At 67.5% G+C, this 19,305-nt stretch carries 17 protein-coding genes; 4 read left to right on the top strand and 13 right to left on the bottom strand.

The features are described 5' to 3' along the window. Window positions 1-86 precede the first annotated feature (86 nt). Window positions 87-509: a GreA/GreB family elongation factor gene (locus KYT87_RS20560; protein ID WP_046807288.1), complete on the top strand. Its 423-nt coding sequence runs from the start codon at window positions 87-89 to the stop codon at window positions 507-509. 171 nt (window positions 510-680) lie between these two features. Here the strand turns inward: KYT87_RS20560 and pcaG are convergent, their stop codons facing one another. The 7 genes from pcaG to mdlC all read right to left on the bottom strand — a co-directional run bounded on the left by pcaG (window position 681) and on the right by mdlC (window position 8,958). Then, complete coding sequence (gene pcaG, locus KYT87_RS20565) at window positions 681-1,289, bottom strand: protocatechuate 3,4-dioxygenase subunit alpha (protein WP_104144173.1); 609 nt, start codon at window positions 1,287-1,289, stop codon at window positions 681-683. A 9-nt stretch (window positions 1,290-1,298) separates the two neighbouring features. Then, complete coding sequence (gene pcaH / locus KYT87_RS20570; protein WP_219990736.1) at window positions 1,299-2,084, bottom strand: protocatechuate 3,4-dioxygenase subunit beta; 786 nt, start codon at window positions 2,082-2,084, stop codon at window positions 1,299-1,301. Then, the gene (locus tag KYT87_RS20575; protein ID WP_219990737.1) at window positions 2,081-3,052 is read right to left on the bottom strand and encodes a ketopantoate reductase family protein; all 972 of its coding nucleotides are present in this window, start codon (window positions 3,050-3,052) and stop codon (window positions 2,081-2,083) included. Before KYT87_RS20575 ends, pcaH begins: the two co-directional genes overlap by 4 nt. Beyond that, complete coding sequence (locus KYT87_RS20580; RefSeq protein WP_219990738.1) at window positions 3,049-4,491, bottom strand: MFS transporter; 1,443 nt, start codon at window positions 4,489-4,491, stop codon at window positions 3,049-3,051. The genes KYT87_RS20575 and KYT87_RS20580 overlap by 4 nt, the downstream gene beginning before the upstream one ends. Before the next feature lie 31 nt (window positions 4,492-4,522). Continuing rightward, complete coding sequence (locus KYT87_RS20585) at window positions 4,523-5,752, bottom strand: 4-hydroxybenzoate 3-monooxygenase (protein WP_219990739.1); 1,230 nt, start codon at window positions 5,750-5,752, stop codon at window positions 4,523-4,525. A gap of 83 nt (window positions 5,753-5,835) precedes the next feature. Beyond that, entirely contained in the window at window positions 5,836-7,356 is a 1,521-nt protein-coding gene (locus tag KYT87_RS20590) for an aldehyde dehydrogenase (RefSeq protein WP_104144178.1), read from the bottom strand. Between the two features lie 66 nt (window positions 7,357-7,422). Next, window positions 7,423-8,958: a benzoylformate decarboxylase gene (gene mdlC, locus KYT87_RS20595; RefSeq protein WP_240434163.1), complete on the bottom strand. Its 1,536-nt coding sequence runs from the start codon at window positions 8,956-8,958 to the stop codon at window positions 7,423-7,425. Window positions 8,959-9,210: 252 nt separating this feature from the next. Between mdlC and KYT87_RS20600 the strand changes: the two genes are divergently transcribed. Next, a complete protein-coding gene (locus KYT87_RS20600) occupies window positions 9,211-10,125 on the top strand; it encodes a LysR family transcriptional regulator (RefSeq protein ID WP_046807282.1) in 915 nt (304 codons plus the stop codon). A 35-nt stretch (window positions 10,126-10,160) separates the two neighbouring features. Here KYT87_RS20600 and KYT87_RS20605 read toward each other — a convergent pair whose 3' ends face one another. From KYT87_RS20605 to KYT87_RS20625, 5 genes are all read right to left on the bottom strand, one after another. Beyond that, window positions 10,161-11,855: a long-chain-fatty-acid--CoA ligase gene (locus KYT87_RS20605; protein WP_219990740.1), complete on the bottom strand. Its 1,695-nt coding sequence runs from the start codon at window positions 11,853-11,855 to the stop codon at window positions 10,161-10,163. 40 nt (window positions 11,856-11,895) lie between these two features. Further along, entirely contained in the window at window positions 11,896-13,071 is a 1,176-nt protein-coding gene (locus KYT87_RS20610) for an acyl-CoA dehydrogenase family protein (protein ID WP_255593360.1), read from the bottom strand. Next, window positions 13,068-13,892 (bottom strand): SDR family NAD(P)-dependent oxidoreductase, encoded by an 825-nt coding sequence (locus KYT87_RS20615; RefSeq protein WP_219990741.1) that lies wholly within the window; start codon window positions 13,890-13,892, stop codon window positions 13,068-13,070. Before KYT87_RS20615 ends, KYT87_RS20610 begins: the two co-directional genes overlap by 4 nt. A gap of 88 nt (window positions 13,893-13,980) precedes the next feature. Beyond that, on the bottom strand, window positions 13,981-15,165 hold the full coding sequence (locus tag KYT87_RS20620) for a lipid-transfer protein (protein WP_219990742.1): 1,185 nt from the start codon (window positions 15,163-15,165) through the stop codon (window positions 13,981-13,983). A 145-nt stretch (window positions 15,166-15,310) separates the two neighbouring features. Beyond that, the gene (locus KYT87_RS20625; protein WP_219990743.1) at window positions 15,311-16,375 is read right to left on the bottom strand and encodes an AraC family transcriptional regulator; all 1,065 of its coding nucleotides are present in this window, start codon (window positions 16,373-16,375) and stop codon (window positions 15,311-15,313) included. Between the two features lie 194 nt (window positions 16,376-16,569). On the opposite strand from KYT87_RS20625, the gene KYT87_RS20630 reads away from it, so the two are divergent. Together KYT87_RS20630 and KYT87_RS20635 are read left to right on the top strand one after the other, a co-directional pair. Beyond that, window positions 16,570-17,739 (top strand): CaiB/BaiF CoA-transferase family protein, encoded by a 1,170-nt coding sequence (locus KYT87_RS20630; protein WP_255593363.1) that lies wholly within the window; start codon window positions 16,570-16,572, stop codon window positions 17,737-17,739. A 111-nt stretch (window positions 17,740-17,850) separates the two neighbouring features. Beyond that, complete coding sequence (locus KYT87_RS20635; RefSeq protein ID WP_104144183.1) at window positions 17,851-18,849, top strand: tripartite tricarboxylate transporter substrate binding protein; 999 nt, start codon at window positions 17,851-17,853, stop codon at window positions 18,847-18,849. A 57-nt stretch (window positions 18,850-18,906) separates the two neighbouring features. On the opposite strand, the gene KYT87_RS20640 is transcribed toward KYT87_RS20635, so the two are convergent. Continuing rightward, window positions 18,907-19,281, bottom strand: coding sequence for a tautomerase family protein (locus KYT87_RS20640; RefSeq protein WP_006220931.1), 375 nt, complete (start codon window positions 19,279-19,281; stop codon window positions 18,907-18,909). Window positions 19,282-19,305 lie beyond the last annotated feature (24 nt).

The following is a 19,305-nucleotide window of genomic DNA, read 5'->3' on the forward strand; positions in this document are numbered from 1 at the left end:
AAAGCGCTGTCATCTCCTCCATTGCCTCGCCCGCGCACGCCGAAAGGCCTACGCCTAGCGGGGCCTTTCGTCCAAGAAGAACCGACATGAACGCCGTGCCGCAAGACAAACTCATTACCGCCCTGGACCACGCCCGACTGCTGGGCATGATCACCCGCCCCGCCACCGCCGCGACCCTGTCGCGCGATGCCGTCGATGCCGCGCAGGAATTGCTGGACTCCGCGCCCATCATCGCCATCGAGGAAGTCACGCCCGACATCATCACGATGCGTTCGCGCGTGCGCCTGCTGAACGACAAGGGCGATGAAATGGTTGTCACGCTGTGCTATCCGGCCGATGCCAACCTGGCGCAGGGCCAGGTGTCGGTGATGTCGCCACTGGGGCTGAGCCTGATCGGCTCGCGCACCGGCCAGCTGGTCACGTGGACGGCGCCGAACCAGACCGAGCATTCGGCCAGCATCGAAGAAATCCTGTACCAGCCCGAAGCGGCTGGCGACACCACGGCCTGATGCAACGCGGGCGGTGTCATACCCCCCCCCGCATTGGCAAGGCGCTGAAGTTTTCAGCGCCTTTTTTTTCGCGGTGATTTTCAGGCCGAATGTTCACGCAGAATATTCAGGCCGAATCTTCGGGCCGAATCTTCGGGCCGGGTTTTTGCCCGGATCGCGTGATGGCGCAGGCTACACGTCGAAGAACACCGTTTCGTACGGCCCCTGCATATGGACGTCGAATCGGTAGATAAGCTCGCCACCCCGCTCGTCCTTGCGCGCCAGCAGGCTGTGGCGCCGCGCGGCATACACGGAATTTAAGACCGCATCCGCTGCATTCGCCTCGGCCTCGTCCTGGAAGTACACGCGCGTGAACACGTGCAGCAACAGCCCTCGCATGGTCACGATCATGTCGATATGCGGCGCCTCGCCGTCTGCCTGCGACGCCGGCTTGACCGTGTGAAACGCGTAGCGGTTGCCCAGGTCGGTGCCCGTGCCGCAACGCCCGAAGCCCCGAAACCCCATGGCCGATGCCTCGTACACATTGCGCGGATACCGGCCCTGCCCGTCCACGTGCGAGATTTCCACCAGCGCGTCCGACACCGGCATGCCATCGCCGTCCAGCACACGGCCTTCCAGGCGCATGCGCGTACCGCGCGCCTCGTCATCCGCCAGCACGGTGTCAAAGGGCTGATCGAAGTCGTAGCCGTACTGCGCCGCCGTCAAGCCGTACGCGAAATACGGGCCGACCGTCTGCGATGGCGTCTGCCCAAAATTGTCTTGCAAGCCTTGCATCAACATGACCCCTCCTTAGCCGTTTTCAAACGGCGTGCAACGCGCCCCGCGCAGCACGATGTCGAACTGATATCCCAACGCAAAACCTTCTTCGGTCAGGCCCACGCTGAAGTCCGCGATCAGCCGGCGGCGCGCCGCTTCCGGCGTACCGTTCAGCATCGGGTCGAAGGCATGCAACGGGTCGCCCGGAAAGTACATTTGCGTGACCAGCCGTGTACCGAAGTGCTGGCCGAAAAGGGATAGATGAATATGCTGCGGGCGCCAGGCGTTGGGATGGTTGCCCCAGGGATAGGCGCCCGGCTTGATCGTCAAGAAGCGGTATCGCCCGTCCGCATCGGTCAGGCAGCGGCCCGCGCCCAGGAAGTTCGGGTCCAGCGGCGCGTCGTGGCGGTCGGCCTTGTGCACATAGCGACCGGCCGCATTGGCCTGCCAGATTTCGATCAGCGTGTGCGGCACCGGCCGCCCAAGATCGTCCACTACCCGGCCGGCCAACACCATGCGTTCGCCGATGGGTTCGCCATTGCGGCGCGCATTGCGCGTCAGGTCGTGGTCCAGCTTGCCCACACTGTCGTCGCCAAAGACCGGCCGGCGCATTTCGCCCAACGCGGCGGCCAGGGGCACGAGCGGCAGTGTCGGGCCGCGCAATTGCGTCGAACGATAGTCCTCGTAGAGATAGGCCGGATGGCTGGCCCAGTCGCGCGGCGACAGGCCCGCGGGTGGGCGCGAGCTTGACGCCAATGAGGGTCGCGATGACGGGCGCCGCGGCTGCGGCGGGACAGGAGCGGTTTCGGATGAGGTCATGGGTGTCTCTCGGTCGGAATATCAGATTGGCGTGCCTGGATCAGGCGCACCAGGCCCAGCAACAGGGCGGTGTGTGGCACCGGCACGCCCGCCGCGCGCGCCCGCGCCACCACTTCGCCGTTGATCGTTTCAATTTCGGTAGGCCTGCCCGCCAGCACGTCCTGCAACATCGACGGCTTGTGGCCGCGATGATGCGCAATGGCGTGCGCGACGCTGGCATGGCAGGCGGCCGCGTCGGCGTCGACGCCACTTGCGCGGGCCACGGCGATCACCTCGGACACCACGGTGCGCGCCAGCATCGGGCCGTCAGCCACGTTGGCCAACTGACCGACCGCGCAGCCCGAGACGGCGCACAGGCTGTTAAGCGCGGCGTTGAAGGCCACCTTTTCCCAGATCGCCTTCCAGACGTTGGGGTCGACTTCGCATTGCAAACCGGCGTCATTGAGCACTGTCGCGATGTGCATGACGTCGGTGTCTACGTTGCCGTCGCCTGCGCCATCCCCGCCGCTACCGCGCGCCGGCCACATGCGGATCACGCCGCCGCCATGCGATCTGACGTGGCCGGGCCCCGCCAGATCGGCCGGCCACGTTGTCATGCCGACCAGGATGCGCGCCGGGTCCACATGGCGCGAAACCGCCTCCAGGTTGCCCAACCCGTTCTGCAAGGTCAGCACCCGCGCAGGTGCGCGCAGCAGCGGCGCCACGCTGCGTAGCGCGGCGTCGGTATGCAGGCTTTTGGTGAAGAGGATCAACAGTTCCGGCGGCTGCCGGTGGTGCTCGGGCCGCGCCACCGTCATGCCGTGGATGCGCCTGTCGCCCTGGTCGGTCTCCAGCCGCAAACCGCTGCGGCGTATCGCCTCCAGATGGGCATCGTCGATATCCAGCAACGTCACCTGCCGGCCGCTCTCGGCCAGCAACCCGCCAAACAGGCAACCCATGGCGCCCGCGCCCAGCATCGCGATATTCATCGTGTGCCCCCCACGACGGCAACGGTGCGCAGCGGCGGCGCCGCGCGCCTGCCGGGGATATGCCGGCGCACCATCAGCAACGCAATCAGCGCAAACACCATGACCGTGCCCAGCAACAGCAGGTAGCCCTGCGCGCCGCCCAGCGTGATGACGGTTGCGCCGACGAAGGCGCTAAGGATGGCGCCAAGACGCCCGAAAGCCAGCGCTCCCGCCGTGCCGGTGGCGCGCACGCCGGTGGCATAGACGTACGCGCACAGTGCATACATGGTGGATTGCACGGCATTGACGAACAGCCCGTGCACGCCGAACCCAAACACCAGCAAGGAAGAGCTTTGCCGCACGTCGACCATCAGCATCAGGAAGGCGCTGCCCAGCGCGCCCACGCAGCAGATGGCAAGCGGCCAACGCGAGCCCCAGCGCGTCATGGCGACGGCGCACACCAGCGCCCCGATCACGCCTCCGAGGTTGTAGGCGGTCAGCCCGGACGCGGCCACCGCCAGCGGCAAGCCTTCCGAGGTCAGCATCGTGGGCAACCAGCTGAACGCGCTGTACACCGCCGTCAGGCACATGAAGAAGGCCACCCAGATGGCGATGGTGTCGGCGCCGTAGCCCTTCGAGAACAAGGCCCGCACGCCACGCTGCGGCTGGGCGCCCGGCTGTTCAAGCGCCTGCTCGACGGCGTCGGTGTAGTGCACGCCTTGCGGCATGGGCCGGCCCATGCGGCCCAGCAACGCGCCCAACTCGTTCCAGCGCTCGGGTCGGCGCGCCAGGAATCGGGGCGATTCGGGCAACGTGGCCATCAAGGCAAAGCCCAGGGCGATGGGCAGCGATCCGCCGATGAAGAACGAAGCGCGCCACCCATACAAAGGTAGGACATACGCCGAGAACAGGCCCGCCAGCATCCCGCCCAAAGGCACGCAGACGATGGTGGCCGTGACTGCCAGCGTGCGGCGGCGCGCGGGCGTGAATTCGGCGGTAACCGTCGTGGAACTGGGCAGCGCGCCACCGATGCCCAGGCCGGCAATGAAGCGCAGCACGGCCACGGTCAGGGCATCGGGCGCCAGCCCGATGGCGCACGTGGCCGTGCCAAACACAAACACGCTGACGATGACGGCCATGCGGCGGCCGTAGCGGTCGGCGAACAGGCCGGCGCACGCGCTGCCGATCCCCATGCCGATCAGGCCGGACGCCACGGCGGGCGCGAAAGCCTCGCGCGTGATGCCCCATTCCTGGATCATCATCGGAATCGCAAAGCCGATCAGTTGGCCATCAAACCCGTCCATGACGATGGACAAGGCGGCAAGCATCACCACAAACTTCTGCATGGACGTGAAAGGGCCGTTGTCCAGCAGGTCGCCGACGTCGGCGCTACCGGGGTCGGCGTTACGGCGGTCGGGCGGCGCGGCGCGAACCGCCGCGTTCTGGGCACTACGAGTCATGCTGGTTCTCCTTTGCGGAAATAGCCCGCGTTCAGTCCCAGGGCGGCGCCATGGGCAGCCCCACATAGTTTTCCGCCAGCGTGGTGCACGCGGCGCGTGATTGCGTCAGGTAGTCGAGTTCGGCGTCTTGTAGCTTGCGGTCAAAGGCGTCCGCGTGGGGATAACGGTGCAGCAACGCCGTCATCCATTTTGAAAACCGCTGCGCGCGCCAAACGCGGCGCAAGGCGTCAGCGCTGTAGGTGTCCAGCAGGTCGTCTTTGCCATGCCGATAGAAACGAGTTAGCGCGCGCGACAGCAGGCACACGTCGGACACGGCCAGGTTCAAGCCCTTGGCGCCGGTTGGCGGCACCACATGGGCGGCGTCGCCCGCCAGGAGCAGGCGACCGTGCCGCATGGGCTCGGTCACCCTGCTGCGCATGCCGATGACGGTCTTGTCGAAGATGGGGCCTTCCTTGGGCGCCCAGCCGTCTGGCGTGGCCAGGCGGGCGCGCAGCGTGGCCCAGATGCGGTCATCGGACCAGTCGCAGGGGGCGTCGCGCGGGTCGCATTGCAGGTACATGCGTTGCACCTCGCGCGACCGGGTGCTGACCAGCGCAAAGCCGTCGGCGCCCAAGGCGTAGATCAGCTCGTCGGAAGATGGCGGCGCCTGGCACAAGATGCCCAGCCAGCCGAACGGGTAGCGGTGCTCAAGGGTGTGCAAGGCTTGGGGGGCGATGGCGGCGCGGCTGACGCCGTGCGTGCCGTCGCAGCCCACGACAAAATCCGCGCGCAGCGAGACGGGGACGCCGCCGTCATCGCGGAACCGAACCACGGGTCCGGATGACGCCGTGGTGTGCGGGGCGCGGGGCACATCGTTGGCATGGGTGACGTCGTGCAGCGTGACGTCGGTGACGTTGAAGCGCACGTCGCCCCCCGCCGCCAACCGCGCATCGAGCAAGTCGTTGATGACTTCGTGCTGCGCGTAGACCATTACCGCGCGCCCGCCCGTCAGGTCGACAAAGTCGATACGGCGGTCAACGCCGCCCACCCGCAACACCGTGCCTTCGTGCCGAAAGCCTTCGCCGCGCAGCCGCCCGCCCAGGCCGACTTCGGTCAACACGTCGACCGTGCCCTGCTCCAGCACCCCCGCGCGCACGGTGGCGCGGATGGTTTCCTGGCCACGGCATTCCAGCACCACGGAATCGACGCCCTGCAAGTGCAACAACTGCGACAGCATCAGCCCGGCCGGGCCGGCCCCGATGATCGCTACCTGAGTACGCATACATGGTCCTTTGGCAAAGGGAAGGCGGAAAGGAAGGTGGAGTGGAAGGCGAAGCCAACGCCGAGAGCAACGCCCGCCCCGCGTCAAAACGCGTAGTCACGTGGCGTGGTTTGCACCGTGAGCCAGCGCAGGTCGGTAAAGGCGTCGATGCCGGCCTTGCCGCCAAAGCGCCCCATGCCGCTTTCCTTCATGCCGCCGAACGGCATCTGGGCCTCGTCGTGGACGGTGGCCCCGTTGACGTGGCAAATGCCGGATTCAATCCGACGCGCCACGGCGATGGCGCGCCCCACGTCGCGTCCGAACACCGCCGACGCCAGACCGTATTCGTTGTCGTTGGCGCAGGCCACGGCTTCTTCCACGCCGCTGACGCGCACGATGCCCGTCACCGGCCCGAAGGCCTCTTCGCGGTACAGCCGCATGCTGGGCGTCACGTGGTCGATCAGGGTGGCCGGCATCAAGGTGGTGTTGGACTTGCCGCCTGCCACCAAGCGGCCGCCTTGCGCCAGCGCGTCGTCGATCAGGGCATTGCAGAGCTTGACCGCGTTCATGTCGACCACGGCGCCCAGCGCCACGGCGGCTTCGCGCGGATCCCCCAGCGGCAGCCCGGCTGCGCGGTCGGCCAGCTTTTGCACGAAGGCGTCGGCCACCGTGCGGTCGACGATGATGCGTTCGGTGGCCATGCAGGTCTGCCCGGAATTGGCAAAGGCACCGAACACGGCGGCACGCGCGGCCGCGTCCAGGTCGGCGTCATCGAGCACCACGAAAGGCGCCTTGCCGCCAAGCTCAAGAACGACAGGTTTCAGATGATTTGCGCACGCCGAAGCGATACGCCTGCCTACCTGCGTGGACCCCATGAAGCTGACGCGCCGCACCGACGGGTGCGCCACCATGGCCTCGACGACGGTAGCCGCGTCGGCCGGCGCGTTTGTGATGAAGTTCAGCACGCCTCGCGGAAAGCCCACCGCTTGCAGCGTGTGCATGACCAGCCCATGCGTGGCCGGGCACAAGCCGCTGCCCTTGAGCACAACGGTATTGCCGCAAGCCAGCGGCGTGGCGATGGCGCGCACGGCAAGAATGACCGGCGCGTTCCAGGCCGCGATGCCCAGCACCACGCCCGCCGGCTGGCGCACGGCCAGCGCCAGGTTGCCCGGCACATCGGACGGGATGACCTCGCCGCTGACCTGGGTGGTCAGCGCGGCCGCCTCCAGCAGCACGCTGACGGCAAGTTGGACATTGAACCGTGCCCAGCCGGCCGAGGCGCCGGTTTCAAGTGCCATGATGTCGGCAAACGATTGCGCCCGGGCCTGGATGGCTTCTGCCGCGCGCATGAGCAGTTGGCGCCGTTCACCCGGGCCGGTGGCCGACCAGGACGGAAATGCGGCCGACGCGGCTTGCACGGCGGCCACGGCGTCCTGCACGCTGGCCGCGGGCGCCAGCGAGGCAATGCTGCCGTCCAGCGGACTGTGGCGCTTGAACGTCAGGCCGTCGCGCGCGCCGGTGGCGTCGCCGTTGATCAATAGGGACACCTGCGCGGGTTCACCCTGCACGGGGACCTGCACGGGGGAAAGCTGCACTGGGGAAACCTGCACTGGAAATACCTGCATGGCGCTGTGGCCTCCTTGGGGATACGACTTGCCGCGAGCCCGGGTGACGGGCATCCAGGGATAGGGTCAGGACACCCGCACTTCAACCAGCGTGGGACTGCCGCTGGCCATGGCGTCGGCCAGTACCGCGCCCAGGCGCGCGGCGTCCGACACGCGCACGCCGCCGCAGCCCAGCCCCCGCGCCAGCGCAACGAAGTCAATGCCGGGCAGTTCGGTGCCCATGACCTTGTCGTGCGGCCCGAAACCGAATGCCGGCGCAAAGTCTTGCAGCGCGGCATAGCGGCGGTTGTTGAGAATGACGAAGGTGATCGGCAGCTTGTGCTGCGCGGCGCTCCAGAGCGCTTGAATCGAATACAGGCTGGAACCGTCGCCGATCAGGGCGATGACACGCCGGTCGGGCTTGCCCAGCGCCACGCCCACCGCTGCGGGCATGCCATAACCCAGCCCGCCGCTGTCCATGGTGTAGAAGGTTTGCGAGCGCACGTGCGGCAGATAGTGCTGCATGACGGGTCGGGCACTGGGGGCTTCTTCCACGACGATGTCGGACGGGTCGCGCATGGCGGCCAGCGTCTGCAGCACGAAGGCGGTGGACATCGGCGAAGACGGGCCGGGCGCGGGGCTGGCGGCGCGCCGCGCGGGCAAGGGCCGCATGATGGGCGCGGGCCGCGCCAGCAGATCGCGCAGGCACAGGCGGATACTGCCCACGGCCGCCAGCCCCGCCGGCGCCCACGCCGCCGTGTCCGGGTCGTCGGTCAGCAGGCAAAGCTCGGCGCCGTCGGGCACGTGCGGCCCGGCGCCGTCGACGTGATAGGTAAAGGCGGGCGCCCCCACCACCAGGATCAGATCGTGCCCTTGCAGGCGGGCGACGATGCCCTCGCGCGCGGCCGGCAAAAACCCGGCGAAGAGGCGATGGCGTTCCGGGAAGCTGCAACGGCCCGACATGGGCGCGGCCCACACGCGCGCGCTGTGCAGTTCGGCCAGCGCCACGATTTCGTTCCAGGCGCCGTCGCGGTCCACGGCAGCGCCCACGACCATGGCGGGGCGTCGGCAGGCGTCCAGCAAGGCGCCGATGCGCCCGATGGCCTCGGGCTGCGGGCGCAGTTCAGTGCTGACGCCGCGATGCGCCAACGGCGGCGAAGGCGCGTCCCAGTCGTCTACGGGCACGGACACCAGCACGGGCCCACGCGGCGGCATCATGGCCAGGTAGTAGGCGCGCGCGATGGCCAGCGGCACGTCTTGCGCGCGCGCGGGCTCGGTGCTCCATTTGACGTAAGGCCGGGGCAACTCGGTGGCATTGCTGGAAGACAGGAAGGGGTCGAAGGGCAGGATGCCGCGCGCCTGCTGGCCGGCGACCACCACCATGGGCGTACGGTTCTTGTATGCCGTGAACAGGTTGCCCATGGCGTTGCCGACCCCGGCCGCCGAATGCAGGTTGACCATCGACGCATTGCGCGTGGCTTGCGCATAACCGTCGGCCATGCCTACCACCGTGGCTTCCTGCAAGCCCAGCACATAGCGGAAATCATCGGGAAACCCGCGAAACATGGGCAGCTCGGTTGAGCCCGGGTTGGCGAATACCGACGTCATGCCGACGCGGCGCATCAGGTCGTAGACGGCGTCGCGCACGGTGGGCGGCTGCGGGGGCGGGACCAGGTCGGACTCGCTACCAGAGGCGTTCAGCGCGCCTAAAAGGCCAAAAACGGGTCCGTTCATAGCTTGGGTCCTTGTGGTGAGGTGGCGGGGTTGACGAGGCGCCGGGCTGGGCCTGGGCACGGTCAACAGCGATGGCAGAGTGTCGCCCCCCCTAGCAGACTTGAGAATTGATATATCGAGACAAAGTCATTACGCTTTGGCATGCCATTCGACCTACACCAATTGGCGGCATTCAACGCGGTCGTAGCCGCCGGCAGCCTCGGACGTGCCGCCGACGCCATGCATGTCACGCAGTCCGCACTAAGCCGCATCGTGCGCCGCCTGGAAGGCCAGGTCGGCGCTCCACTATTCGAACGTCATTCCAAGGGCATGCAGCTGACCGATATCGGGCTGACGCTGTTGCCGCATTCCACCGCGCTGCTGCGCGATGCCGAAAGCGCCAAAGAGGAAATCCGTGCGCTGCTGGGGCTGGCCAAGGGCACCATCCGGGTCGGCACGGTGGGCAGCATTGCGTGCCTGATTCTTCCCACCGCGCTGACCCGAACCTGCAATCGCTGGCCCACGTTGCAGGTGCAGGTGGTGGAAGGCGTATGGGATCGCCTGGCCAGCGCGCTGCTGTCGCGCGAGATCGACCTGGCGCTGGGCGCGCATACCGACGACACGGACGAAATTGTCTCGGTGCCGGACTGCCGTTGGGAAGACACGAGCTACGTGGTGGCCAGCACCAGCCACCCGCTGCGCTCCCGCCCCGGTCTCAGCCTGGCCGATACGCTGGCGTACAAGTGGGCGATCCTGCCGCGCGGCACCGAGCCCTTCGAACACATGAACCAGCTATTCACGCGGCACCGCTTGTCCATGCCGGACGTCACGGTTGAAACGCGTTCCATCACGGTGCTGAAGAATCTGATTGCGCATTCGGAATTTTTGGGATGGATGCCAGAACCGATGTATCACGCCGAACTGCGCGCGGGCCTGCTTGACCGGCTGCCAATTCCCGGCGCGTCCGACACGCGCATGCTGACGGCGTTTCGGCGCACGCAAGGGCTGCTGCCCCTGCCCGCCGCGAAGCTGCTGAACGAACTGCGCCAATTGACCAACGGCGTGCCGCTGCGGTAAGCGGCCGGGCGATACCGTCGCGCCACGCTGTTGCGCTAGCGGCTCGCCCGCCCCGCTTCCTGCAATTGCCGCCACAGGATCTTGCCCGTGCTGGACTTGGGCAGCGCGTCCACGAATTCAACGATGCGCGGCGCCTTGTAGGCGGCCATGCGGGCGCGGGCCCACGCGATCACCTCGTCTTCGCGCGCGCTGCCCTGGGCCTCGGGCCGCAGCACCAGCAGCGCCTTGACGGTTTCGCCCCGGCACGGGTCGGGCACGCCGATGACGCAGGCCTCGTGCACGGCGGGATGCTCGTACAAGGCGTTCTCGACCTCGGCCGGCCACACCTTGTAGCCCGACGCATTGATCATGCGCTTGAGCCGATCGGTGATGAAGAAATAGCCGTCCTCGTCCACCCGCCCCAGGTCACCGGTGCGAAAGTAGCGTTCGCCTTCCAACATGAAAAACGCCTCGTCATCGGCGGCCGCGTTGTTCCAGTAACCCAGCATCAGCTGCGCACCGCGTGTGACCAGTTCGCCCACTTGCCCGGCCGGCAGTTCTTCGAGCGTAGCCGGGTCCACCACGCGCGTATCGACGCCGAAAGTCGGCACCCCGATGCACTGGCGCTTGTTGCGGTGCATGGGATTGCAGTGCAGGAACGATGCGGTCTCGGTCAGCCCATAGGCTTCGTTGAAGACGATGCCGTAGCGCTCGGCCAGCATGGCCGATACCGCCTCGGGCATGGGCGCGCCGCCGCCGCACAACAAGGCCAGGCGCGACAGGTCATACGATTCGATGTCGGGCTGCGCAAAGAAGTCCACCACCATCGCCGGGGGCGCGGCCCACACGCTGACGCGATGCCGCGCCATCAATTGCGCGGCCACCTGCCGGTCCCAGCGCGGCAGCAGCACGACGGTGGCGCCCAGCAGGATGGGCAGGTTCATGCAATTCTGCATGCCCAGCAGGTGAAACAGCGGCGCCACGCCCATGATGACGGCTTCGGACGTCAGCCCACGCCACAGCGCCGACCCCGTCACCGCCGCGCCCAGCGTGCCGTGCGTGTGGCGGCAGCCCTTGGGCCGCCCGGTGGTGCCGGACGTATAGGGCAGCAGGCACAGATCGCCCGCGTGCGCCCGGTGCGGTTTGGGCGGCGCGTTGACCGCCAAGGCGCCGTACCAGGGCACGCCGCCCGGCATGTCTACCTTGTCGCGCGGCGCGGCGACCCAGTCGGGCGGCGGCGTCTGGCCATCGCCGCCCTCGCCCAGGTAGTCGGAATAGGCATGGACGATGACGCGTTCCAGCCGGCCGTCTTCAACAAAGCCCGCCAGCCGTGGCGCCAGTTCCTGCGCGGCAAACGCCACGCGCGCACCGCTGTCCTTCAGATAGTGATCCAGCTCATCTTCCGTGCTCATCGCGTTCACCGGCACCACGACCGCATCGGCGCGCAGCACGGCGTAGTAGGCGATGATGAATTGCGGGCAGTTCTGGCTCAGCAGCAGCACGCGGTCGCCGGCTGCAACGCCCGCGCTGTGTTGCAGATAGCCGGCCATGGCGTCGACCTCGCGCTTCAGGCGCGCATAGTCCAGCACCGTGTCGTAGAACACGATGGCGGGCTTGTCGGGATAGCGGGTGGCCGACGCCTCCAGATTGAAGACGAGGCTGGAGCGGGGCTGGTTGATGTGGGCCGGCAAGCCCTTGGGCCATACCCGGGGCAATACCTTGGGCTCCAACCGAAAATGCGCTTGCTGCATGCGTGTCTCTCTCCGAGTCCCGCGCAAGGTGCCGGCCGCTTTACGCGGCCATGCCCCGCGCGATGATTTCTTTCATGATTTCATTCGAACCGCCGTAGATCTTGCCCACGCGCGCATCCGCGTACATCCGCGCAATGGGCGTTTCCAGCATGTAGCCGTAGCCGCCGTGCAATTGCAGGCATTCGTCGATGACCTGGCAGTTCATCTGGGTGGTCCACCACTTGGCCATCGCGGCGGTGGGCAGGTCCAGCGTGCCCTGCAACTGGCGCGCGATACAGTCGTCGACAAAGCGCGCGGCGATGGTCGCAACGGTTTCGCATTCGGCCAGTTTGAAGCGCGTGTTCTGCATGTCGATCAGCGCCTGGCCGAAGACCTGCCGCGTCTTGGTATAGGCCACGGTGTCGTCGATGGCGCGCCGCATGGTGGCCACCGCGCCCACCGCGATCAGCAGCCGTTCGCGCGGCAATTGCTGCATCAGCTGCGTAAAGCCCTGCCCTTCGACCTCGCCCAGCAGGTTGGCGACGGGCACGCGCACGTCGTCAAAAAACAGTTCGGCCGTATCGCCGCTTTTCTGGCCCAGTTTTTCCAGCAGCCGCCCGCGCCGAAAGCCGGGCAGCTCATCCGTTTGCACCATGATGAGCGACACGCCGCGCGATCCGGCGTGCGGGTCGGTCTTGGCCACCACGCAGATCAGGTCGGCGTGCAGGCCGTTCGTGATGAAGGTCTTGGAACCATTGAGGACGTAGCTGTCGCCGTCGCGCCGGGCCGTGGTGCGCACGCTTTTCAGGTCGGACCCGGCGCCCGGCTCGCTCATCGCGATGGCGCCTACGTGCTCGCCGGTGGCCATGCCCGGCAGCCAGCGCTGCCGCTGCGCTTCGGTGCCGTAGTTCAGGATGTAGTGCGCCAGGATGGCGCTGTGCACGTTGTTGCTAAAGCCATGGACCATGGCGCGCGCCTGCTCGGCCGCCACGATGGCTTCGTGCGCGAAGCTGCCCGCGCCGCCGCCATAGGCCTCGGGCATGCTGACGCACAGCAGGCCCAGGCGTCCGGCCCGTGTCCAGATGTCGCGATCGGCGTGCTGCTGCTTGCGCCACCGTTCTTCGTCCGGCGCGAATTCCTTTTCGAAGATGCGGCGCGTCGCATCCTGGAACAACGCCAGGTCGGCGTCCATCCACGCGGCGCGTGGCGGTTCCATCGGGTTAGGCAGGCGCGTCATGGGCGGCCGCCACCCACGACCAGCACCTGCCCGCTGACGTAGTTCGATTCAGGCAGGCAGAACAGATAGACCGCGCCCGCCGCCTCGGCGGGCGTGCCGGCGCGGCCCAGCGGGATCAGGCTTTCGGCGTTCTTGAGCACCTGCGGGTTGACGCCCACCTTGATCTGGCGCCCCTGGATGTCCAGCGTGGTGTCGCCATCGGCCACGGCGTCGGTCAGCCGCGTCTTGATCAGGCCGAACGCCACGCTGTTCACGTTGACTTTGTAGCGGCCCCATTCCTTGGCCAGCGCGCGCGTCAGGCCGTTGATGCCGGCCTTGGCGGCGGCGTAATTGGCCTGGCCGGCATTGCCCATCACGCCCGAGGTGGACGAGATATTGACCACCTTGCGGAACACTTCGCGCCCTTCGGCGGCCTCGGCCTTGGCGGCTTCGCGGATGAAGCCGGACGCGGCGCGCAGGATGCGGAAAGGGGCGGATAGATGCACGGCCAGGATTTCATCCCATTGCTCGTCCGTCATTTTCTGGATGACGTTGTCCCAGGTGTAGCCGGCGTTGTTCACGATGATGTCCAGGCCGCCGTAGGTATCGATTGCCGCGTTGACGAAACGGTCGGCAAAGCCCGGCGCGGTGACGCTGCCGGGGCATGCCTGGGCCTGGCCGCCCGCTTGGCGGATGCGCGTCACCGTGTCTTGCGCCGGTCCGTCGTCCAGGTCGTTGACGACAACCCTTGCGCCTTCGCGCGCCAGTTTCAGCGCGATCTCCTGGCCGATGCCACGGCCCGAGCCGGACACCAGCGCTACCTTGCCTTCAAGTGTTCCCATCGTTGTTGTCTCCTGACTGGGTGCGGGGCGGCGAGTATCGGGTATCGATCCGCCGCGAGATGTTGGATGCGTGTAGCGCTGGCCGCCGTCACGCGGCCTGGTACAGCGTGACGACGCAAGCGCCGCCCAGCCCCAGGTTGTGCTGCAACGCCAGCCGCGCGCCCTCGACTTGCCGCAAGTCGGCCTGCCCACGCAACTGCCAGACCAGTTCGGCGCACTGCGCCAGGCCCGTCGCCCCCAGCGGATGGCCCTTGGACAACAGCCCGCCGGACGGATTCGTCACCACGCGGCCGCCGTAGGTGTTGTCGCCATCGACAATGAATTTTTCGGCTGTGCCCTCGGGCGTCAGGCGCAGGCCCTCGTAGGTGATCAATTCGTTTGCCGTGAAGCAGTCATGCAATTCGACGACGTCAAGGTCGGCGGGGTCCACGCCCGCGGCCTCGTACACGCGGTCGGCGGCGGCGCGCGTCATGTCCAGACCGACCAGCCGGCGCATGTCGGCGGAGTCGAACGTGGACGGCGTGTCGGTCGTCATGGCCTGCGCGGCGATGCTGACGCCGGGCCGCAAGCCGTGGCGCCGCGCAAACGCGTCCGAACACAGAATGGCCGCCGCCGCGCCGCAGGTGGGCGGGCAGCATTGCAGGCGCGTCAGCGGGTCGAAGATCATGGGCGCGTCCATCACTTCGGGCAGCGTGACGGTCTTGCGGAATACGGCGTAGGGATTGCGGGCCGCGTGCTGGCGCGCCTTGACCGAGATGCGCGCGAACGTATCGGCGCGTATGTCGTGCTGCTTCATGTAGTCGCGCGCGGCGCCGCCGAAAAATTGCGCGGCGCGCGGCGTGGCGGCGTCATAGCCCTGCGCGTCGGTCATGGCCGACACGAAGCCGGCAAGTGGCGACGGCCGGTCTTCGTACACGCCTTTCAGCGCGCCGGGCACCATTTGTTCAAACCCCACGGCCAGCGCACATTCCACCGCGCCGCTTTCCACGGCCTGCCGCGCCAGGAACAGCGCCGATGAACCGCTGGCGCAATTGTTATTGACGTTGAAGACGGGAATGCCGGTCAGGCCCACGCCATACACCACGGCCTGGCCCGAGGTGGAATCGCCATAGACGTAGCCGGCATAGGCTTGCTGCACGGCGTCGTAGGGCACGCCCGCATCGGCCAGCGCTTCTTGCACGGCGCGCATCCCCATCACGGAATAAGGGTCGCTGGCGCCGGGTTTGCAGAACGGAATCATGCCGACGCCGGCCACCCATACTTTTCGATTCATGCGGGGTTCTCCTGAAGTGTGTCGCGGTGGCGGGCTGCGGGTCGGCGGATCGGCGTGTTTGCAGATTGCAGATTGCCATCGTCACCGACCTTGCCCAGCCCGTAGCTTGGCGGCTTGGCGCGGCGCGCGGCAATGGCCGCAGGCGTCAAACGGATTGGCGGAAAGTGTCAGGGGCCGACGGCGCGCGGCCAGGCATCGATGCCGGTGCGCAGGTCAGCTGGGTGCGGCGGTATTCGCCGGGAGACACGCCGGTCCATTTCTTGAACGCGCGATGAAAGGTGCTAGGTTCGGAAAAGCCCAGCCGCGCGGCGATGTCCACCAGCGACAGATCCAGACGTCCCAGATATTCAACGGCGGCATCGCGCCGCAGATCGTCCTTCAGTACCTGAAAGCCCTGCCCCTCGTCGCGCAGATGGCGCCTGAGCGTTTGCGGCGTCATCGACAGCTGCGCGCTGACCTGCGCCAGCGATGGAAGGTCCCCCGACAAGTCGTTGCGCAGCAGGCGGCGGATGCGATCGGTAAGCGTGGCGCGGTCTTGATACTTCACCAGCAGGTCGAACGGCGCGTTCGCCAGAAAGGCGTGCAGCGCCTGCGCGTCCTGCACCACGGGCAGGGCCAGCCACCGGGCATCAAGCCACAGGCCGGTGTCGGGCCGGCCGTACCGTACCGGCGCGTGAAAGACTTTTTGCGCGTCGGCGCTACGCGCGCCGGCTTTGTAATCCACGCCCAGGATGGGCAGGCGGCGCCCCGCCAGCCAGTTGGCCACGCCCAGCGTGAAGAACAGAAACGTGCGCTCGCCGTACCACTGCGTGCAGTCCGGCGCGCCGCGGGCGTCCAGCACGATGCGCGCGGTATCGCCACTGACGCACAGCCGCGCGGTGAAGTCGCGCAGCACGCCATGGTAGTAGCGAAACGCCACGCGCAGCGCCTGGCCCACGGTGCCTTCCTGCAAGGCCAGCCGGCAGGCGTGGGCAAAGGCGCCCAGCGGCACCGGATGGCGCCCCATGCCCAAAAAATCGTCACGCGTGGCGCGCCGCAACATCCGCAGGATCTGTGCGAACTGGGCCTGCGATACGCGCGCCAGCGGCGCCTGCAACAAGGTGGGCGGCACCTGGGCGCGCCGCAGCACGCGTTCCACGTCCACGCCGCGCGCGCGGGCGCCTTGCAGGATCTGGGCGATGTGCCCCACGGCGATGGTGTGATGCGTCATGGCGGATTCCTACGGCGGGGGCGCGAACCGAGTCGGGGTCGATGGTAGCGAAAGCCATGCGGCCAAGGAATGCCCGGCGTGAGCATTCCCGCCAAGCGGAATCATCCATTTCGCCATTGGATCGGCGCAAAGCCGCGCCTAGACTGGCTTTTGCCGCTGGCTGGCTGCCTCTTCGTATTTACCGGAGTCCCTCTTTGGATACGCCTAACACCGCCCCGCTTGCGGGCATCAAGGTGCTGGACCTGTCGCGATTGCTGCCCGGCCCGCTGGGCGCGCAGTACCTGGCCGACCTGGGCGCCGACGTCATCAAGATCGAGGACACGCAAGCGGGCGACTACGCGCCGCCCGCGTTGCGCGCCGTGTGCAACCGCAACAAGCGCGGGCTGCGGCTGGACCTGAAGCATCCCGAAGGGCAGGCGGCGCTGGCACGGTTGGCGCGCGACGCCGATGTGGTGGTCGAGAGTTTTCGGCCCGGCGTGACGGCGCGGCTGAAGGCCGACTACGCAACGCTGTCGCGACACAATCCCCGGCTGGTGTATTGCAGCATCACGGGCTACGGGCAGGATGGCCCGCTATGCGATGACGCGGGGCATGACCTGAACTATGCGGCGGTTGCGGGCGTGGCGGACCAGATGGGGTGTGGGCCGGATCAGCCGGCCTTGTCGAACCTGCCGGTGGCCGACATTCTGGGCGGCTCGCTGACGGCGGTGATGGGCATCCTGGCGGCGCTGGTCGATGCGCAGCGCACGGGGCGCGGACGCTATGTGGATATCGCCATCGCCGACGGCTTGCTGGCGGCTGTGGTGGTGCCGCTGGCCACGCTGAACGCGCACGGCGCGACGCGGCCCGCCGGCGGCGACACCTTGTCGGGTGCGCTGGCGTGCTATGGCCAATACCGAACGCAAGACGGCCGCTATCTGGCCGTCGCGGCATTGGAACCGAAGTTCTGGGACACGCTGTGCCGCAGGCTTGAGCGGCCGGATCTGCTGGCCTGGCATCGGGATGAAGACGCGAGACGGCAAGCGTGGGTGCGGTCGGAATTGCAGCAACGGTTTGGATCGCAACCGCTGGCGCATTGGCTGCATTTGCTGGACGGCGCCGACTGCTGCGTCGCGCCGGTGCTGAAGCTGGCCGAAAGCCTGGCGCATCCGCACTACGCCGCGCGCGGCATGGTGCACGCGGCGCGGCACCCGGAATACGGGGCCGGCGCGCAGGTGGCCAGCCCGGTAAAGATGTCCGGCTTTCAATTCGCCATCCGACGCCAGGCGCCGCTGCCGGGCGAACACACCCACCAGATCCTGCGCGACGCCGGCTATGACGACGCCGCCATCGCCAGCCTGTCCACGCGCGGCATTGCGCGTTGAGGCGGGCGGGAAGCCGTTGCCGTGCCCCTTGCTGTGACACTTGCCGCGCCTTGCGGTGCCTGTCGCTGTGCCCCTTGCTGTGCCCCATAACAAATCAGGATGGAGACAACCATGACGGATTCCTCTCGCAGCAGCATCGCCTTGCCCCGACGCCGCAGCCTGCTCAAGCTGGGGCTGATCTTGCCGGCCACGTTGGGCTTTTGGCGCGGCGCCCAAGCCGCCACGTTTCCGGCACGCCCGATCACGTTGATCGTGCCGTTTCCGGCGGGTGGCGCCACCGATACGCAGATGCGCGCGCTGGCCGTGGCGGCTTCCAAAGAACTGGGCCAGACCGTCGTCATCGCGAACCGCCCCGGCGCGGGCGGCACGCTGGGGCCAGCTGCGATGGCGCAGACGGCGTCGCCGGACGGCTACACGATCTCGGTGGTGGTGGGCACGCTGTTTCGCTACCCGTTCCTGCAACAGGTCAACTACGACCCGGTCAAGGACTTCACCTACATCGCCTGCATGACGGCCTATTCCTACGGCATCGTGGTGCGCCAGGACGCGCCCTGGAAAACGCTGGACGAACTGATCGCGCACGCGCGCGCCAACCCCGAGAAGATCAGCTACGGCGGCACGGGCGCGGGGGGCTCGGGCCGCATCGCCATCGAACGCCTGTCGCGCTTGACCGGGGCACGGTTCAACTTCATTCCGTACAAGGGCGCGGCCGAAGAAACGACGGCACTGCTGGGCGGCCACATCCAGATGGTGTCGGACGCGGGCTGGGGGCCGATGATCGACACGGGCCGCGCGCGGTTGTTGGCCATCGTCGGCGACGCGCGCGCCAAGCGCGTGCCCGACGTGCCGACGCTGACCGAACTGGGCTACCCCATCGTGGCGACCAACCCAGTCGGTATCGCCGGCCCCAAGGGCATGGACCCGAAGATCGTCGCCGTGCTGCAAAAGGCCTTCCACCGCGCCTCGCGCGACCCCGAGTACAACCGCGCGCTGGACAATGCCGACCAGCCGCACATGCTGATGGACAGCGCCGCGTACACGGAATTTGCAGTCAAGCAGGTGGCCGAGGAAAAACACTTCGTGGCCGAACTGGGCTTGAAGATGCAATAAGGCCGGGCGCAAAAAAGCCGCGCGGGATCTTCGCGCGGCGGATGCGGCAACGGCAGCTTAGCGGCCGGCGGCCTTGGCGCTGATGCCGTTGGCCACGCCCATGTCCACCTTGGGCACGTCGCGGATCAGCACCCGCACGTCTTCGCCCGAGATATCGATACTGCTGCACACGGCCTGGTTCAGCGCGGCGATCAGCGCGGCCTTCTTGGCTTCGTCGCGCCCTTCGATCAGCGCCACGTCGACGCGCACCATGCGCTTGCCGATTTCACCGGCCACGATCACGTTTTCAGCGGGCACTTCCTGCAAGACGATGCGCACGCTGGGCAGCGGCGCGGCAATGCTCTGGACGACCGCGTCGGACGCGGCGCGCAACAAGGCGGCCTTCTGGGCGGCCGAGTGGCCTTGCAGGATCTGGACATTCAAAATGGGCATGACGGCTTCCGGTGATTCGAACGG

This window comes from Achromobacter sp. ES-001 (assembly GCF_019448355.1).
Lineage (GTDB): Bacteria > Pseudomonadota > Gammaproteobacteria > Burkholderiales > Burkholderiaceae_B > Achromobacter > Achromobacter spanius_B.

Coding starts and splice junctions, on each gene's coding strand:
- KYT87_RS20610 (WP_255593360.1), bottom strand. CDS start 13,071: ATGACGCGCCTGCCTAACCCGATGGAACCGCCACGCGCCGCGTGGATG.
- pcaH (WP_219990736.1), bottom strand. CDS start 2,084: ATGACCTCATCCGAAACCGCTCCTGTCCCGCCGCAGCCGCGGCGCCCG.
- KYT87_RS20600 (WP_046807282.1), top strand. CDS start 9,211: ATGCCATTCGACCTACACCAATTGGCGGCATTCAACGCGGTCGTAGCC.
- KYT87_RS20620 (WP_219990742.1), bottom strand. CDS start 15,165: ATGAATCGAAAAGTATGGGTGGCCGGCGTCGGCATGATTCCGTTCTGC.
- KYT87_RS20585 (WP_219990739.1), bottom strand. CDS start 5,752: ATGCGTACTCAGGTAGCGATCATCGGGGCCGGCCCGGCCGGGCTGATG.
- mdlC (WP_240434163.1), bottom strand. CDS start 8,958: ATGCGCCGCGTCGGCATGACGTCGGTATTCGCCAACCCGGGCTCAACC.
- KYT87_RS20625 (WP_219990743.1), bottom strand. CDS start 16,375: ATGACGCATCACACCATCGCCGTGGGGCACATCGCCCAGATCCTGCAA.
- KYT87_RS20605 (WP_219990740.1), bottom strand. CDS start 11,855: ATGCAGCAAGCGCATTTTCGGTTGGAGCCCAAGGTATTGCCCCGGGTA.
- KYT87_RS20590 (WP_104144178.1), bottom strand. CDS start 7,356: ATGCAGGTATTTCCAGTGCAGGTTTCCCCAGTGCAGCTTTCCCCCGTG.
- KYT87_RS20640 (WP_006220931.1), bottom strand. CDS start 19,281: ATGCCCATTTTGAATGTCCAGATCCTGCAAGGCCACTCGGCCGCCCAG.
- KYT87_RS20580 (WP_219990738.1), bottom strand. CDS start 4,491: ATGACTCGTAGTGCCCAGAACGCGGCGGTTCGCGCCGCGCCGCCCGAC.
- KYT87_RS20560 (WP_046807288.1), top strand. CDS start 87: ATGAACGCCGTGCCGCAAGACAAACTCATTACCGCCCTGGACCACGCC.
- pcaG (WP_104144173.1), bottom strand. CDS start 1,289: ATGTTGATGCAAGGCTTGCAAGACAATTTTGGGCAGACGCCATCGCAG.
- KYT87_RS20615 (WP_219990741.1), bottom strand. CDS start 13,892: ATGGGAACACTTGAAGGCAAGGTAGCGCTGGTGTCCGGCTCGGGCCGT.
- KYT87_RS20575 (WP_219990737.1), bottom strand. CDS start 3,052: ATGAATATCGCGATGCTGGGCGCGGGCGCCATGGGTTGCCTGTTTGGC.
- KYT87_RS20635 (WP_104144183.1), top strand. CDS start 17,851: ATGACGGATTCCTCTCGCAGCAGCATCGCCTTGCCCCGACGCCGCAGC.